At 57.8% G+C, this 17,325-nt stretch carries 14 protein-coding genes and 1 rRNA gene; 10 read left to right on the top strand and 5 right to left on the bottom strand.

Going from position 1 to position 17,325, the window contains the following annotated elements:
* The 7 genes from rrf to KVT38_RS15985 all read left to right on the top strand — a co-directional run.
* Nucleotides 1-80 (top strand): 5S ribosomal RNA (rrf, locus tag KVT38_RS35885); the annotation flags it as partial.
* Between the two features lie 376 nt (nt 81-456).
* Nucleotides 457-1,275 carry a helix-turn-helix domain-containing protein gene (locus tag KVT38_RS16010; protein WP_306795320.1) on the top strand — a complete coding sequence of 273 codons (819 nt, stop codon included), beginning with the start codon at nt 457-459 and terminating at the stop codon, nt 1,273-1,275.
* Nucleotides 1,276-1,361: 86 nt separating this feature from the next.
* Nucleotides 1,362-1,745: a VOC family protein gene (locus KVT38_RS16005; RefSeq protein ID WP_217594731.1), complete on the top strand. Its 384-nt coding sequence runs from the start codon at nt 1,362-1,364 to the stop codon at nt 1,743-1,745.
* Between the two features lie 250 nt (nt 1,746-1,995).
* The gene (locus KVT38_RS16000; protein WP_217594730.1) at nt 1,996-3,495 is read left to right on the top strand and encodes an alpha/beta hydrolase family protein; all 1,500 of its coding nucleotides are present in this window, start codon (nt 1,996-1,998) and stop codon (nt 3,493-3,495) included.
* Nucleotides 3,496-3,524: 29 nt separating this feature from the next.
* A complete protein-coding gene (locus tag KVT38_RS15995) occupies nt 3,525-3,665 on the top strand; it encodes a hypothetical protein (RefSeq protein WP_217594729.1) in 141 nt (46 codons plus the stop codon).
* A 33-nt stretch (nt 3,666-3,698) separates the two neighbouring features.
* Nucleotides 3,699-4,013 (top strand): hypothetical protein, encoded by a 315-nt coding sequence (locus KVT38_RS15990; protein ID WP_217594728.1) that lies wholly within the window; start codon nt 3,699-3,701, stop codon nt 4,011-4,013.
* Nucleotides 3,991-4,593 (top strand): dihydrofolate reductase family protein, encoded by a 603-nt coding sequence (locus KVT38_RS15985; RefSeq protein WP_217594727.1) that lies wholly within the window; start codon nt 3,991-3,993, stop codon nt 4,591-4,593. The genes KVT38_RS15990 and KVT38_RS15985 overlap by 23 nt, the downstream gene beginning before the upstream one ends.
* A gap of 86 nt (nt 4,594-4,679) precedes the next feature.
* Here the strand turns inward: KVT38_RS15985 and KVT38_RS15980 are convergent, their stop codons facing one another.
* Entirely contained in the window at nt 4,680-5,513 is an 834-nt protein-coding gene (locus tag KVT38_RS15980) for a phytanoyl-CoA dioxygenase family protein (protein ID WP_217594726.1), read from the bottom strand.
* A gap of 182 nt (nt 5,514-5,695) precedes the next feature.
* On the opposite strand from KVT38_RS15980, the gene KVT38_RS15975 reads away from it, so the two are divergent.
* The gene (locus tag KVT38_RS15975; protein ID WP_217594725.1) at nt 5,696-6,607 is read left to right on the top strand and encodes an AraC family transcriptional regulator; all 912 of its coding nucleotides are present in this window, start codon (nt 5,696-5,698) and stop codon (nt 6,605-6,607) included.
* On the opposite strand, the gene KVT38_RS15970 is transcribed toward KVT38_RS15975, so the two are convergent.
* Nucleotides 6,576-7,469, bottom strand: a complete 894-nt coding sequence (locus tag KVT38_RS15970) for a helix-turn-helix transcriptional regulator (RefSeq protein WP_217594724.1) — start codon at nt 7,467-7,469, stop codon at nt 6,576-6,578. The genes KVT38_RS15975 and KVT38_RS15970 overlap by 32 nt on opposite strands.
* Before the next feature lie 177 nt (nt 7,470-7,646).
* On the opposite strand from KVT38_RS15970, the gene KVT38_RS15965 reads away from it, so the two are divergent.
* On the top strand, nt 7,647-9,257 hold the full coding sequence (locus tag KVT38_RS15965) for an alpha-amylase family protein (RefSeq protein WP_217594723.1): 1,611 nt from the start codon (nt 7,647-7,649) through the stop codon (nt 9,255-9,257).
* 16 nt (nt 9,258-9,273) lie between these two features.
* On the opposite strand, the gene KVT38_RS15960 is transcribed toward KVT38_RS15965, so the two are convergent.
* Both KVT38_RS15960 and KVT38_RS15955 read right to left on the bottom strand, forming a co-directional pair.
* Complete coding sequence (locus KVT38_RS15960; RefSeq protein ID WP_217594722.1) at nt 9,274-11,745, bottom strand: GH116 family glycosyl hydrolase; 2,472 nt, start codon at nt 11,743-11,745, stop codon at nt 9,274-9,276.
* A 67-nt stretch (nt 11,746-11,812) separates the two neighbouring features.
* The gene (locus tag KVT38_RS15955; protein ID WP_217594721.1) at nt 11,813-12,826 is read right to left on the bottom strand and encodes a glycoside hydrolase family 172 protein; all 1,014 of its coding nucleotides are present in this window, start codon (nt 12,824-12,826) and stop codon (nt 11,813-11,815) included.
* 210 nt (nt 12,827-13,036) lie between these two features.
* On the opposite strand from KVT38_RS15955, the gene KVT38_RS15950 reads away from it, so the two are divergent.
* Nucleotides 13,037-16,243: a glycosyl hydrolase gene (locus tag KVT38_RS15950; RefSeq protein WP_217594720.1), complete on the top strand. Its 3,207-nt coding sequence runs from the start codon at nt 13,037-13,039 to the stop codon at nt 16,241-16,243.
* A 43-nt stretch (nt 16,244-16,286) separates the two neighbouring features.
* On the opposite strand, the gene KVT38_RS15945 is transcribed toward KVT38_RS15950, so the two are convergent.
* Complete coding sequence (locus KVT38_RS15945) at nt 16,287-17,186, bottom strand: helix-turn-helix transcriptional regulator (protein WP_368859108.1); 900 nt, start codon at nt 17,184-17,186, stop codon at nt 16,287-16,289.
* Nucleotides 17,187-17,325: the final 139 nt, after the last annotated feature.

Below are 17,325 nucleotides of genomic sequence, written 5' to 3'. Positions count from 1 at the left end.
TCTCGAACACGACCGTTAAGCCCTCCAGCGCCGATGGTACTTGGACCGCAGGGTCCTGGGAGAGTAGGACGTCGCCAGGCTAAATTGCAAAGAGAACCACTTTCTTCGGAGGGTGGTTTTTTGTTGTGTTTTGCGTGAACTGGCGGACTCAGGACGCGTTATTTTGCGAATATCCACGATATAGAGCATGTTGCGGACCGGAGAGACGTTAATCGCGCCGAAGGCGCCTGAGATTACCCGCCAACGTGTGAATAACGGCAGCTGGGTCCACAAAATCGCCCAACCGGGCGAAATGAATGAAAATAACGGCACCTGGGTCCGCAAACGGTATGCGTTACGGCACCTGTTGGCATGCGAAATGGTAGACGCCATTAGCAAAAGGGTGGTTTAAACATGGGTACATACGATAAAATAATCTGACAAGCCATCCGAACGCAACAGGAGGAAGAAGCGCATATGTCACATCCGTATCGACCTTTGCACGCGCCACAATTGCAGCCGCATCAACATAGCCGCTCGCATCGCTTCCGGGAGTTTAGGCCGAGTCCCGGCTTGGCTTCGCATGTCGTTACGTATTGGACGGTGAATTTTAAGCCGGTACCGGACAATCTGGGGCATCGCGTCATTCCCGACGGCTGTGTCGATATTATCGTCGATCTGCTCGCTCCATCAAGCCGTCAGGCGGCGTATGTCGTAGGGTTATCGACGCAAGTCGAAGTCATGCAGTTTGAACGACCACGCTCGGTATGGGGCATCCGGCTGTATTCGGAGTCGGCCCGCACGATTCTGAAGTCTCCGTTATCGGCAATCCATACAAGTCGGGTATTTTTAGAAGAGCTCTGGGGACAGGAAGCGTTGAGTTGGGTTGAACGACTGCTTGCCGCCAACTCGGATTCGGCAAGAATCGATATCGCCGAGCGGCAATTGAATCGAATTCTGGCCGCGGCCGAGCCGCCAGAGCCTTCATTAGTGTACCAGAGTATGCGATATATATACGATTCCAAAGGCAATCTTACCGTGACGGAGCTGGCGGAAAAGGTGAACTTCAGCGAGCGGCATCTGCGAAGAGCCTTCGATCGGGAGCTTGGCGTGAGCCCGAAGGAGATGCTCGGCATCGTGCGCTTTCAAAGCGTGCTGGAGGAGCTGCATAGCGGCGATTATGCCAGCTTGACTGAGCTTGCGCTGCAGCACGGGTTCTACGATCAGTCTCATTTCTCCGGCGCCTTTATGCGTTACTATGGTCTGCCGCTCAAACGTCTGACCAGGCAGGCATGAGGAAGTCCGTTTTTTACTATTAGCGATTGCAGGACAATCGTTACAATGGGGGTGAACATCAAGCAACCCGAGAGGAGCTGGCAGGTATGACAGCAAAGGCAAAGTTGAAGCGCGTCGCGATTTACGTGGAAGAAATGAAGAGGGCATTGGATTTTTATCGCGTATTGGGGCTGTCGATTCCAGACAGCGCCGACGAATCGCCTCACGTAGATGTGGAGCAGGAGGGAGTCGTTTTTGCATTCGACTTGGTGGAAGCAGTAAAACGTATTATGAAAGACTGGGATTCGCCGGTCGGTTGTCGGACGGAGCTCGCCTTTCAGCTCTCCAGTCGCGAAACGCTCGACGACGTGTATCGTCAGTTGACTGCGCTGGGACATGAAGGCTGCCTCGAGCCGCGGGACACGCCGTGGGGCGAACGATACGCAATGGTGAAGGACCCCGACGGCAACATAGTGAGTATGGTCGCTTAACGCTAGGCCGTCGTCAGATATTAATTAATTGCATTAATCAAAGAGTGGACGAATATAAGAGATTGCATCGTCATGCCGATTGCACGGATTTTGTGCGTCGGCTTTTTTATTTAATGGAGATCCTCCTTCAAAGCCGCAAGGTCGCCTTACAATAATGCAAGGTAAATGTAAGGCAAATCGATGGTTCAGGCCAAATGGAACGGATAATATCAGTTCAAACGAAAAACAAATTTTTCAAAGGAGCATAAAGATGAGGCTGTTTGAACTGTTGCTTTTTTTGTCGAACATCGGCTTGCTTGCTTTAGCGATCCTATTAAAAAAAGGAAGGCGCAAGATTCCTTTATTCGTTGCAAGCGGCATCGCCTCGATTCTGATGGTCGTTCATGGGGCGGTGGAAGGATATAGGGTGCAGCTCTTTTTCACTTACTGCACAACGGTCATTTTTTTGGTCGTAACCGGTTATCGCTTTCTAAAAAAGACTGGCCCCATAAAAATCCCAAAATTCTTTTTGGGATCAGCTTATTCTGCCTTAGCGATCATGCTAATTATTACAGCGGGTCTTCTGTATGCCTTTCCTGTTTTTAAACTCCCGAAACCGACAGGCGATTTTAAAGTAGGTACGCTAACGTTTCATCTCGTAGATTCGAATAGGGAAGAGACCTTTGGCGAAGGCACAGAGGGCAAGCGTGAACTGATGGTTCAGGTCTGGTATCCGGCTCAAGCCGGCAGCGGCAAGTACGCGTCTTTTATTCCAAATCCTCGGATCTTGCGTTATATGGCAGCGAACTATGGTCTTCCCGGCTTTATTTTTCAACATTTGAAGTACGTATCCAGTCATTCTTACTCGGATGCCGAAGTCGCTTCGACGCAAGCTTCCTTCCCGCTGATCCTGGCGAATCCAGGCTTCGGTTCTTCCCGGTTCCTCCACACGTCGCAAGCTGAAAATCTCGCGAGTCACGGTTATATCGTGGCTGGGATCGATCATACCTACAATACGTTCGCAACTGAATTCCCGGACGGTCGAATCACGACCAGCACGACAAACGACTTGTTTTCACCCGATCATGATTACCGGACGGAAAACGGCAACCGCGACAAGTTGGGAAAAGTGTTAACCGACGATGTAGCGTTTGCTTTGGACCAATTCGAGCGTATCCAATCGGGCCAGATACCGAGTCGCCTAAAAGGGAGGATCGATCTCGGCCATGTCGGGACGTTCGGTCATTCGATCGGCGGCGCGACGGCCTTTGACGCTGCCTACGATCCGCGAATCGCGGCTGGAATCGACTTGGACGGCGGGCTATATCGGCTGCATGACAGAGCGGGGCTGCGAAAGCCGTTTTTGTTCATGAATTCGGAAACCGGATTCGAAACTTTAAAAAAGGTGATGGATAACTACGTTTACTCGGATGCGGAGCTTAAACGCATGGGCAACACAAGAGCGTGGATGGACCAAGTAACGGGGGATAAGAAGATGGAGCTTGAACGAATGCGCGACACGTCGACTGCAGGAGGACAGTTCCTATACATAGACAACGCGGAGCATTTGAACTTTACCGACGTAGCTTTCATATCTCCTGTATTCAAGTGGCTGGGCGTTACAGGCAAGATGGACTCTGCAAGAGCAAATGCCGCGATTAATGGTTATATGTTGGATTTTTTCGATATGTATTTGAAAAATCAACGCGGACGTACATTGGAAGGACCCGACAGCCTCTATCCGGAGGTGAAGATCGTACCTCTGAGCTAGAAGTTAAAAGCTACCGAAATCGCATAAGCATGAGCGAAGGCATCATTGTTCAGGACGACGAGCTTCATCTCAGCCTGGTTCGATCGTACGACGGAGGAGATGCTGCTGCCAGGCTGATGCTTGATAAGCTGGCGTCATCCAAGTTAAAAACGGCAAAGCAGCGGGCGTAATCCCTGTACACACAACGCAGCGGGCGCGCTGAATTGTTCGAAGCGATCGTGACGCCGATCGTCGATTCTGGGGATTTGCAGGAAACGAACGGTCCGGCTGCGAGGCAAACGATTGTATTGTCGATGCTGCTCCAAACCGGCCGCTTGCTGAAGGGATGCTTCGAGGAAGACGAAGATCCACAGCGCCTTGAAGGAATTCCACCGAACGGTAGCGACGGTCACGGCTTCGGCGATTACGTAATTAAAAGTTGGCGGACCGATGAATATAGCGAGCCTCACTCGTCTAATGACAAGAGAACAAAAACGAAGATGGAGGCAAGCGATCGTGAGAAAATTGATTGTTCATGAGCACATCTCCCTTGACGGTGTCATCCAAGCCCCGGGCAGGCCGGACGAAGATGCAAGCGGCGGCTTTGCATACGGAGGGTGGTCAGCAACCTATAAGGATGAGACGATCGGTACGCGCTTGCGCAAGCAAATGAACTCGCCCTTCGATCTGTTGTTAGGGCGCAAAACGTATGACATCTGGGCGCCGTATTGGCCGCAGCATGCGGAAGTATGGCCAAATGCCAATGAGGCAACGAAGTACGTCGCCTCGAACACGATGGCATCCGGCGAGTGGGGGCCGTACAAGTTTTTAAAGGGGAATATCGCAGAAGAAATCGCTCAAATCAAGCAGCAGGAAGGGCCGGATCTGCACCTTTGGGGGAGCGGCGATCTCGTTCAGACGCTGATGAAGCATGATCTGGTCGATGTATTCTGGCTCATCATCTATCCCGTTACGCTAGGAAGCGGCAAGCGGCTGTTTGCCGGCGGAACGATTCCGGCGGCATTTAAGCTGATTGACAGCGCGGTCGCTTCGAACGGCGTTATTGTCGTGAATTATGAGCGAGCAGGCGCAGTGGAACTGGGGAATATTGACGCTTAAAATATGGAAGTCAAAAAGCAACCGAAGCGGCAATCCAGATGCCTCGGTTGCTTTTTTGCCGAACGGTGTTAATTCCAAAAAGCGTGTTAGCTCTTATTGCTGTAAATCAGCGGGTTCAGCGGGCTCGCGGCCAGCTCGCCCGGCTTGCAGCCCGGAAACCAGGATTGCAGGTCGCTTTCTCTGGCTTTGCTGTCGGGCTCGGCAACCCTAGTGCCGTCCGCATAATAAATGACCGTCATCACTTTACGCATATGATCGGTCGGATTGCCGGGGGCCGAGTGCATCGTCCAGCCCGAGTGAAATGTCGCGTCGCCTGCGGACATCGCGCCATAGTTCACTGTCGGGAACTGCTTGGCTTCAATATACTGCGCCAGCGTCTTATGCGACTCGTCCGATATTTCTTGTTTGTTCACATAGCCCAGCCGGTGGGTGCCCGACGCGAACGTCATCGTACCGACCTCCTGCGGAATCGGAACGAGCGGCATCCACATCGTTATCGTCTTGTCCGTATCCAGCGGCCAGTAGATTTGATCCTGGTGCCAAGGCGTATGGCCGCCGCCCGGCTCCTTGAACAACGCCTGATCGTGGTAAATGCGAACGCCATCCACACCCATCAGCTCGGCGGCAATTTTGGCGAACCGCCTTGCCAGCGTGAACCGTCTGCACGCCTCGCTTTTTTCCCACAGGTTGCCGATTTGAATGAATGCTTTGCCATACGTATCGCGTTCAGACACAGGTTTATCATGATAATTCAGCTTCATGACCCAGTCCGTAATAATAGGTTCGTACTCCGCAATTTCTTCCGCGCTTGCGACATTTTTCAAATAAACGTGGCCATTCTCCTGATAGCTGGCGACCTGCCCGGCAGACAACGGATAATCCGCGTTCAGCTCCGAAGACGATTCGTACAATTTGCTCATGTCGTACCTCCTGAATTAGGCTGATTTGTTATCGCCTTGATGATTGGATTCGTTTTCATTGTAGCGCTCAAAGCTTAAACGGGCTTTGTATATCCGATCGATATTTTTGTCAAAAACAACTGAATGTGCCATAATAAAATGAGTGATCATTCCGTTGAGCCGAATCGTTAAAGGAGCAGCTCATGCCCCATATAGCCGACTTTATCGCCCGGCATCCTGTCGTTCCCTTTATTCGCGAATGCGACTTTGCTGTCCGTACGCCTTGGTATATGGCGGAGCGACGGCTGCTTGATTATTTGCTCGTTTACATACAGAACGGACGCTGCCGATTTTGGGTGGACGGCAAGCCTTATCTGTTCGAACAGGGAGAGTTTTGTCTAATCCAACCGAATAGCACGACCATTCTTGAGGGGCTCAGCAACACGGTTACGCCGTTTGCGCACTTCGACCTGTTTTATAACCCGGAGCGGGAGAAGAGCTTCCCGACGAAAGCGGGGCAAACCGTGCTCGACCCGTATTTGCACCTGCTGCAGCCCCGTCTGGACGATCTGCTGGGGGTGAGCATTCCGAGCAGGCTTCAGCCGACTTCCTCCGCCAAGTTCCGGGATACGTTCCTTCAGGTCGTGGAGCACTGGCAATACCGGGACCCGGTCATGCAGCTTCGCGCGCAGTCCGGGATGACCGAACTGGCTATCTTGCTGCTGGAGCAGTATTTAGCCGATCGGCCATCGCAGCGCATCCCGCAGCATACGCTTGGCTGGATCACTTCCTATATCTCTTTGCACCTGGATCAGGACATCGGCATCGAGGATATGGCCCATCGCGCCAACCTGTCGCCGTCCCGATTCAACGCCGTATTCAAGGAGCAGTACGGCATGACGCCGCATCAGTATTTGCTTGACATGCGCATCGGCCATGCCTGCGATTTGCTGCGCAATACGGAGCTGTCCCAGGAGCAGATTGCTTCGTACTGCGGCTTCGCCGACGTGCACCACTTCTCCAAGAGCTTCAGCAGGAAGCAGGGCATGCCGCCGGGCCGCTATCGGAGCGAGCAGAAGCGACTCATCTCAGCTCCAGCGGCGTCAGATAACTGAGCTCGTCGCGGCTGCGCCTGCGGAAGGCGCCGGGCGTCATTCCGGTCCACTTGGCGAACTGCCTGGTGAAGCTCTGCGCATTGTCGTAGCCGATTCGGTACGCGATGCGTTCTACCGCATCCTTGCCGTTGGCCAGAAGCTGCATGGCCTCCTGCTGCCGCAGTACGAACAGATAATCCCGCGGCGCCATGTTGAACGCGTCCTGGAAGGCGCGCAAGCAATGTCGCCGGCTGTAGCCCAAGCGATGCGCGATCGTCGCCATCCAGTTTGCGGGGATCGCCGTTTGCTCCTGGACGGGCGCCGCCACGAGCGTCTCGATCTCTCTGGCAACCTTTAACGGCAAAGGATCCTGCTGCATCGGAGGGAGAAGAGGGTAGTTGTCGTTCAAATAGGCTTCAAGCGTATCCAAAATCTCATAGACGGCGCGAAACAATCGGATTTTCCCGGCATCGGCGGCAAGCAGCGCCTGCACGCTTCGGACCTTGGGCAGCAGCAGGCGGTTCAGCGGATGTCCCAGGTCCAGCAGCGTAATCCCGGACTGGGCGAGCCGCTGGAGAAAGTGCGGGTCGTCGATCTGTAAATGCATCACAAAAAAGGCGAACGGCGTGTCCGCGTCAAAAGCGTGCAGCTTGAGCGGCGGGATGAGCAGCAGCTCGTCCGCGTGCTGACAAAGCGTCTTGCCGCCTACCTCCGCCGTCTGTTGCCCTTCCAGCACCAGATTGATCTCAAGCATCATATGGTGCAGATGCCTTCGGCACGACCATCCTTCAGGCACCGAAGCGGCGTGCGCGCCGTACAGATGAACTTCGGACTTGCTGTTTCGATACGTCTGGCTCGGAAGTTCGGCGCTGTTCTCGGTCATCCACGGTTCCCCCTGACACTGGCTGCGCCGATCCGACGCAACATGTCCCATTTGGTGCATTTAACGTTGGCATGAGGCCCATTTCCCACTAACTTTCGCGTTCCGCAGCGCTTATACTTCAGTTGGCGCCGCACGACAAGTGCGATGCGCCAATCGCTTGCAGGAGGCGTATGACGCATGTTGAATCAAGATCGGCTCGCGGAGCCGTCCGCCGTATTCGCTCGCACGGAATCCGAATGGGTCCGACTGTTGCCGACCCGGGCCGGCACCTGGGAGGGCTCGGGCATCAAAGTCGATTTCCGGCACGGAGAAGCCGCTGTCGGGGTGGTGCTGGAAGCCCCGGGCGAAGCGATCATGTCCGTCAAAGTACGCTGGAATCAGCGCTCGGATAAACCGCTCCGCATCCTTGGCGACGCTTGGGAACGAGCCTACGGCGATCTGGAATGGCGCGGGCTCGTACCGGAGCGCGCTATGCCCTGGTATTTTCTTGCAGACGACGGCACGCGCACGGCAGGCTGCGGCGTCAAGACCGGCGCCTCGGCATTTTGCTGCTGGCAGGCCGACATCGACGGCGTTACGTTCACGGCCGACGTCGCGAGCGGCAGCGAAGGCGTGCTGCTCGGCGCGCGAAGCCTGACGATTGCCGAGTTCGTCGCGCAGCGCGGACGGGAAGGGGAGACGCCTTTTGCATTTGCGCGCAGGTTCTGCCGAATGCTGTGCGCATCCCCGCGTTTGCCCAAGCAGCCCGTATACGGCGGCAACAATTGGTATTACGCCTACGGTAACAGCTCCCATGAAGAGATTTTGGCGGATTCCCGCTTCATCTCTTTGCTCGCGTCCCATCCGGCGAATCGTCCTTATATGGTCATCGACGACGGCTGGCAGCTCGCGAGCGGAGGGGGAGCCTGCAACGGCGGACCCTGGACCGGCAACGACCGGTTTCCCGATATGGCGAGACTGGCCGGTGAAATGAAGGCGATCGGCGTCAAGCCCGGGCTGTGGTGCCGGCCTTTGTTGACGGCGGAAAACGTGCCTGCCGAATGGATCCGATACGAAGCGAACGGCGGCCGCGTGCTCGATCCTACCGTACCGGAGGTGCTGTCCTATATTGGCGAAGCCGTCGGGGCGATGCGCGCCTGGGGCTTCGAGCTGCTCAAGCACGATTTCACCACGTACGATCTGCTGGGACAGTGGGGCTTCACCATGAAGTCCAGGCCAAGCGCAGCTTCTCCGCGCTTCCGCGACCGGTCCCGTACGACCGCCGAGATCGTGCTGGCGCTGTACCGTACGATCGCCGAGGCTTCCGGAGAAGCGGACATCATCGGCTGCAATACGATCGGGCATCTGGCGGCCGGGCTGTTCGAGATTCAACGGACAGGAGACGACACAAGCGGCAAATGGTGGGAGCGGACGCGTTATATGGGCATCAACACGCTGGCGTTCCGCATGCCCCAGCACGACACTTTTTTTAGCCATGATGCGGATTGCATCGGCTTGACGCCTGACGTGCCTTGGCAGCAAAACCGCCATTGGCTCCGGCTGCTGGCGCTCAGCGGCACGCCGTTGTTCGTCTCGGCGCGCCCTTCGGCCGTGGCCCCGGAGCAGGCGGCCGCGCTGCGCAAAGCGTTCGATCAGGCCGCGGTCGCGCGCGAGCCCGCTGAGCCGCTCGATTGGCAGTCGACGACCTGTCCGAGCCGCTGGCTGCTGGACGGCGAAGAGACGGTGTTCGACTGGAACGAGCTCTCGGCACAGACGCTTGACGACAAGGATAACGGCTGGTGGCTATAGGCGCCGTCAGCCTCCATTAATCCTCCCGCGCCACGCGATCGAATTGAATCGTGCCCGATCGCACGTCGACAAACGGCTGTCCGTCGCGAATCCCGACAATGCCGTAGCCTTCGGCGGTACATAAAAAGCTGGCAAAATCCCCGTTCTCGTGCGCCGACATGTGCAGCGTACGTTCGACCGCATCGTAATACACGCCGCTCCAGCCCTGAATAAGACCATAGGAAGCGAGCGCGCGCGCATACCAGTGGCCGCATTCGTATTCGTTGAACGGATTGCGGCGCCAACCGTCGTAGCGATCGCGGCACGTTCTGACGATATCCAGCCCTTCCGCGACGCGGCCGAGGGAGAGGAGGTGGGAGGCGACCTGATACTCGATCCCCGTCCATACCTCGTTGCTGTAGACGAACGGCAGCGTCAGCTTGCCGCCGCGCGGCCAGGTGCAGAGCAGCAGACCGCCCTCGGCGCCAAGCGCGTAGCCGGGCCGCTGCGGGTTGGCATGGTCCGACAAATCGCGCTTCAAATTGTAGCGGTACACGCTAAGCAGGTGGCTGATCACCTGATCGCGATTCAATATGTCGCCCAAGCCGCACATTCGCGCCAGCCATGCGCCGAGCACGCCGTCGGACAAGCAGCCTTTGCCGTATTGATATTTGGGACCTTCGGCCTTCATCAGCTCGATCGCTTCCGTCGAATAATTCACGTTCCAGTTTTTCTCGCCGGTCGTCGGCGCGGGCGTACGCAAGCCTTCCCAGACGATGCGCTGCTCGTAGAATTCCCCGTTGAACAGCTCCGTCTCCAGGTAAGCCCTGCCTTTGCGGTACAGCGCTTCGTATTCCGAAGCATCGTCCCCGAGCGCTGCCGCGATCAGCGCGGCAGCCTTCAAAGCCCCGATATAGATCGACGAGCACATGCCGTTCGGTCCCCAAAATTCGATGTCGTACGTGTTGTGATGCGGCTCGGACAGCACGCCCTCGCGGCCCGGGTCCCACTCGTCCATGCAATACCGCAGACTCTGCCTGGCTTGCGGCCACAGCCTGCGCAGCCAGGCGATATCGCCGCCGATCCGCCATTCACGGTACAGCTTCATGATGCCGCCGAGCTGGCCGTCCGCAGCCGCGTGAAAATCGTGGTCGGCCGGCTGGATCGGCAGCGGCACGCGAAAGTTCTGATGCCCCGAATCGTCCTGGCCTTCATAGAACTCGGTTTCCCGCAAACCGCGCTCCAGATCGGGGAACAGATGCGCCACCGCCTGCGCGTAGTTCCACACATGCGTGCAGGAACCGTAGCAGCTGCCTTGCTCGTCCTCCGCGCCTTCCCAGCCCCACAGGCGGCCGTCGGCTTGCCGCAGCACGGTCGGCGATTTTAAAATACACAAATTCGCCGCGATCGCCTCAACCGCTTCGGCCGGCATCGTCGTTCCGTAAAAGCAGTCGGCGAAGCGCCGGCTTTCCGCGTGCAGCCTGTCATAGTTGTCGAGCCAATATGCCGCAACCGCCTGCGCGTCTGCAAATCTTCCGGCATACCAAGGCTTGTAATACCGTTCCGCTTCCGTCTGGCCCGCCGCTTCCGAAGATCCTGCCGCTGCCGAAGCGGGGGTGCCGATCGCAAGATCCGAATCAGGCACGTACCACGACAGCAGCAAGCGGACGTTCTGCCGCTCGCCCGGCTGCAGGCGCAGCGGCACGTACAGGCTCGCGCCAGGACTCGGCGCGCCTTCGGTCACGGGAGCGCGGTCGACGCAGCGGCCGTTCTCGATCGCATCCCAAACGGTCGTCAACGGATCGAACCAGCCGCCTCTAAACCAAGCGCAGTCCGCGACAGCCGACGGATGGTCGGCAACCGCCGTAAAAGCGCCTGCGCGCCAAGGCGCTTGCTCTCCCGCCGGCTGATCGAGCACAAACCCTGTGCCCGTACCCGAGCGCCGCACGCGATGATCGTTCGCGCCGCCTTCGGCCATGAAGTGCGCCGCGTGGAAGGAATAGACAAGCTCCAGCGGCTCGTCCCCCGGATTGTAAAACGAAAACGTCAGGGCAGCCGCAGGCAGGCTGGAGTCGTCCGCGTTCCGCCGCACGAAGGGGCTCCAGCCCGTCACGGACGCCTCGACGGGGAACTGCGGGTCGCTCAGCCGGACCGTGCCGAACGGGAACTTCGCTTCGAAAACGGACGAAGCGAAGCGGGGCAGCCCGTAATGTTTGCCGAACAGGCCGCTTCCAGGTCCGGGCATGCCCTTCTTCGTGCGCGAGGAGAAGATTTTGCGCGCGGGAACGGCGCCTTCGAGCACTTTGGCCGCGCTGCCGAACTTTCCTTTGACGTACAGGGCGGAAAAGACGGGCGGCTCGTGAGCCAGGTCCGGGCGGTGGCGAAGAGAGAAGTGGGAGAGGGCGCCCGTTCCTTCCAGTGCGATCATGCCCGCGCCCATGCCGCCCAGCGGAAAGGCAATGTGCGTGTTGTGCGCATCCGCGTAGCTGCCGTTGTATACGTGAGTCATTAAATACGAACGCCTCCGATCTGATCATGGTCGTAAAGTGCCGAGCAGGCCGACCGAGCCGACAGGTTCATGGGTACGACTGATGATCCGTATCGCGCCGCCTGTACATGCCCATCAGCCGATCCGCTTGAAGCTTGCCTGGCAGCCCCACCGCGCGGTCCTGGTACCAGTACGCTGTGGAGGCGTACCAGTAAGGCTTCAAATGCTCGGGGTGCCACGGATTGATGAACTTGAAGCGCAGGCTTTTCTCAAAGGCGATCGCATCCCGTTCGTGGAAGCGGTACATGCTGATCATCGACCGAAGCGCATCCTTGAGTGGAACCCCGTGAAGATCGGATGTGTATTCGCCCTCGCGAAAGTACCAGCCGCCGTTAAAGTAATCTTCGAGCCCCGTTCCTACGATGGTCGGCGTATCGTCCGTTTCCCTGTCGACGTAGACGTATTCGGGTGCCTCGAGAAAACCGAGGTAGTTGGAAGTCTCCCCCTGCATGGACAAGCTGCAGCCGACGAAATGCCCTTTGCCGACGGTTTCCAGCATCGGGAGCGGCTCGTCCGCCTGAAGGCGGCCCGTACGGAACAGCGTATGGAGTCTGCCTGCGCCGTCCGGCAGCTTGTCGTGCGCCTCGTAATTGGCATTGAAGAACACTTCGATTGGAATGCGCTCATGCAGGTTTTCGACCTCGATGCGCATTTGGTTGAACGGCATCGGTAAATAACAGTAGAAGCCGCCGCTCGACATACCCAAATATTTAGAAACGAAATGCCGGTATTCGCAGTGCCCATTGCCAAAAAAGTCGCCCATCGGGCATTCCACGGACGGGAAAACGTTTCCGTCCCAGTAAATGCGGAGAATGAGTTTTTTCAAGACGGCCGTATCGTTGGTCGCATCGGTATCCCAATGGCGCCAGAACCAGCCGGGGAAGGTAAGCCACAGCCGGCTGATGATGCCGGGGCTGTCGCTATGGGCCACCGTGACCGTCTCGCCGGGCGCGATGAGCTTCGTTTTCGTTTTTTTGTCCGGATCGAACGTCGTGAATTGTCCCGAACGCGCGGAACGCATTTCATAAATTTCCGGTATCATGCCAACGCCTCCTCTGGCCGCTTTATCGGATCGCTTCCATTATGACCCGCGGCGCCGGACAGAAATATAAGACAATTTCGTCACTCTTATCTTTTCATATCCTTTAAGCGGCATAAGGATGAAATTGGAAAAAAACGCATTTACGCCCGGAACGGCCCCGTGTATAATCTGTCGCGATACCGAGCCAAAAAAAGAAAGCGGGAAGCGACCATGATCAATCTGCAAGCATTCAACGATCCGCCCTCGTCCTACCGGCCCGCTCCGCTCTGGGTGTGGAACGACGATATGACGGACGAACGGATCCGGGAGCAGCTGCGCGAGCTGAAGGATGCCGGATTCGGCGGCGCATTCGTTCACCCGCGGCCGGGACTGGTCACCGAATATTTGTCCGAGGACTGGTTCGCGAGATGGGCCTGCGCGCTGGAGGAAGCGCAGCGGCTCGGAATCAAGCTGTATATTTACGACGAGAACTCCTATCCTTCGGGATTCGGGGGCGGTCATGTGTCGGCGGAGCTGCCCGACTGCGCGGCGAACTCCGTCTATGTCCGCAAAGTGGGATTGGACGGCATACCGACGCAGCTCCATCGTCCGTCGCCGGCGATGAACCGGCCCGGACATCCGATCCGCGTTTATGCCTGCGAGCCTTGCGAAGCGCTCGGCGATGGCGTCGCCATGACGCACGATCTGACGTACGTGCCCGCTGCCGAATGGAGCGATTACGGCTCGCAGTTCGTCATTCTGGAGCTCGGCACGCCGGATTCGACCGGATGGCTGGGCGGCTTTTCGTACATGGATCTGCTGCGACCCGAAGTCGCGGCCACGTTTTTGTCCAACGTCTACGAAGCCTACCGGCAGCGCTTCGGCGGCCGCTTTGGCGAATCGATTCCGGCGCTGTTTACCGACGAGCCCGCCATCTCTGGCAGTGCGGTATATTCGTCCGGACGCGACTTCCTGCCGTTCAGCTACTGGTTCGCGGCCGAATTCGACAAGCGCAACGGCTACAGCCTGAAGGACCATTTGCCTTGCTTGTTCATGGACGCTTCGGGCGCGGGCATCACCGTCGAATCGTCCAAGGTTCGGTACGATTATTACTGCACGATGCGCGAGCTTTGGGTCGACAACTACATCAGGCCGATCTCGGAATGGTGCCGTACGCATGGAATCGCATGGACGGGCCATTTTATGGAGCATCATTGGCCGTTTCCTTCGGGCATGGCGTCACCGGCCGTCATGTCGCTGTATGAATATATGCAATGGCCGGCAATCGATTTCCTGATGACCTTCGCCTTGACGGACAAGCCCTACAGCCAAATGATGCTGACGATGCGGGAGGTGCATAGCGCCGCGAATCAGTTCGGCAGAGAGCGGGTGCTGTGCGAATCGTACGGTGCCGGCGGGTGGGATTCCAATCTGGCGGACTACAAGCGGATCGGAGACTATTTGTACGTTAACGGCATTAACTTTCTCAACCAGCACTATACGTCGACGACGATCGCAGGCGCCCGCAAGCGGGACCATCCCCAGTCGTTCGATTGGCGGCAGAGCTGGTGGCCGGAATACCAACCAATGAACGATTACTTCGGCCGCCTCTCGTATTTGCTGTCGCTGGGGAAAACGGTCAACCGCGTGCTCGTGCTGCATCCGACGACGACCGGCTTTTTGATCGCGCCGGCCGACGAGGACGGATCGCTCGAGGATCCGGCGCACCCGCCCAGCCATCCCGACATGCGGCCTTACTTGGCATTGCTGCAGCGCCTGGCCGGCCGCCAATGGGATTACGATCTGGGCGACGAGTTCATTATGGAACGGCATGGCCGCGTCGAGGGGCCTTCATTGGTCATAGGCGCATGCACCTATGAGGTCGTCGTCTTTCCGCAAGGGATCGAGACGCTCCGGTCGAGCACGCTCTCGCTGCTCGCGGAGTACCTGAAGGCCGGCGGCACGATCGTCGCCCTCGGTGAGCCCTGCACGCGCGTCGACGGGGAGAAAAGCGGGGCGGCGGAAGAGCTGGCGAAGCATCCGAACTGGCGGCGGACGGCATCCCTTAAAGAGGCGGAAATCATGCTGCTGCAGCAGTTGTCCCCGCGCATCGAAGGGGTACCGGAGCATGTCGAAGGCATTCAGCATTTGCGTCGGGAGCTGGACGACGGGTCGTCCTTTTACTTTTTGACGAACAGCGCCTCCGAGCCGTTTGTTGAACGATTGACGGTAAAAGGCGTGCATGCGGAACGGTGGAATCCGTGGACGGGGGATACGGAGGCCGTATCTTATACGGTGCAAGGGGACTTTTTGCTAATCCCGCTAACGCTCGAGCCGATCGGCTCGGATCTGATCCGCGTATACCAGGACCGGGAGCAGCCCCCGCAAACGTCGCAACCTAAAGAACCGCCCGGCGTGTCCTCAAGCGCGCAAGCCGCGGACGCGGGATCAAGTGCGCAATCCGTTCGTTCGAAATTGCTCGGGATCGAGCGGATCGTCCCGGAAGCGGACAATGTGCTCGTGCTGGACTACTGCGACTTGTACGCGGGCGGCAAGGAATACTCGGGCTACCATACGATCCACGCCGGCTGGCTCGTTTACGAGCATCACGGCTTTGAGGCGAATCCTTGGGACAACGCCATCCAGTACAAGCGGCGGCTGCTCGACCGCAACCGCTTCGATGAGCGAAGCGGCTTTACCGCGATATTCCGATTCAAGGTCGGAGAGGGGCAACGGCCCGAGCGGCTGCGGGTGGCCGTCGAGCGCGCGGCCTATTATAGGTTGTCGGTCAACGGCCATCCCGTCGATTGGTCGGAAGGGGAGACGTGGCTGGACCATCACATCGGGGTCGCGGACATCGGGAGCCGGGTGACGGAAGGGGACAATGTCATCGCGCTGACGACGCAGCGCTTCGACATTCGCCTGGAGCTGGAAACCATCTACCTGCTCGGCGCCTTCGCCGTGCGGGAGGAAGAGGGCCGATGGACGCTTGGCAGCCCGCAATCGCTGACGATCGGTTCCTGGACATCGCAAGGCTATCCGTTCTACGGGCATGCGGTCCGTTATCATCTGACCTACGAAGCGGACAGCGAGGCGACCGATGCTGCGCTTGCCATCGGCGAGTGGCTGGGCTCGGTCGTCTCCGTGGAGGTGAACGGCCGGCCGGCGGGCATGTTCGGCGTAGGCCGGGGCGATCGACTGCCGATCGGCGGCTTGACGCGCCCGGGCCGCAACGAGATCGTCCTGCGCGTATGCGGCAGCCTGAAAAACCTGCTGGGCCCGCATCACGATGCGGATCGCCCGCGGAAGCGGGCATGGCCGACCTATTGGAAAAAAGCGCCGCTGACAGGTCCTCCTGCCGCCGCGGCCTACGATTTGCTCGAGCTCGGTCTGCTTGAGCTGCCAAACGTCGAATGGACGCCTTCAAGCGGAGAATGACAGGCGGTGAATGAGACGGCCATGGCGAGGAGACTCAAGCCGCTCAAGGCAGCTTATGGTCGTCCTCCTTGTAGGCGGATTGCGTGAATAGAGAAGAACAGAACCGGCTCAAGCTGTAGCCGGTTTTTTTCTTGAACATTTTACCGAACGTATGAACGTCGCTGTAGCCGACGCGCGCGGCGATCTCGCCGATGCTGAGTCCCGTGTGCAGCGCCAGCTCCTTGGCCTTTTCGACCCGGATATGGATCAAGTACTGAATCGGCGTCATGCCGAACGTTTTGCGGAATTGCTCGATCAGATAATCGCGGCTGAAGCCAGTCAGCGTCTCCAGCTGCCGGAGTTCGAGCGCCTCCCGGTAATGCTCCAAAATATGATTTTTGACCAGCACCATCTTAGCGAAGTTATTCCGCTGCGTCGCGGTTGACTCGTCCCGGACTCGCTCTTGCACACGGCTGCCGAGCTCCGACAGCACGTCCATCAGCAGTGTCTGCGCCTTGAACTGCGATGCAAGTCCGGGCTGCCGATAGGCGAGAACCAGTCCGGTCAGCTTCTCCTCCAGTCCGCCGCCGCTGAAGTTGCCCATATCGTGCGAGGCGGAGAGCAGACTGTCGATCGGAAAAGGGACGCTGCCGAAATGAAACACGACCGATATGCAGACGTACCGGGCGTCCGGCGGGGTCGTAATCTCATGGTTTTCGCCAGGCCGATGGAAGATCAGATCGCCTCGCTTCGTCTCGTAGACGCGTTCCCCGATGCGATAATCGGCGCGGCCGCCCAGCGTGTACTGCAGCTGGAACTGCTTCAGCACGCGCGGGCGAATGCCCCAGCCCTCAGGCGCATGGAATACATGGGCGAGCGTGATGTACGGAGGAAAATAAACGTCGGCCAGCTCCTCGATCGTTTCGCCCGGGCCTTTAAAAAACAATGGACGCTCTTCGTGCACGGACGCGCGCCTCCTCTGTCGTCGGTTATTGTTCAGCTTACTTTCAAAATACCGATTTTGGCAACCACATTGCCGATCCGGGCTAAATACAAGGCGCTTCTCTACGCCTAGAATGGAAGTTGAAAGCGGTTCAGCAGCA

Source organism: Cohnella sp. GbtcB17 (assembly GCF_019091135.1).
In the GTDB taxonomy this organism is placed as follows: Bacteria; Bacillota; Bacilli; order Paenibacillales; family Paenibacillaceae; genus Cohnella.
Note: the sequence above shows the minus strand (reverse complement) of the source record. Positions and strands in the feature narration are given on the sequence as shown.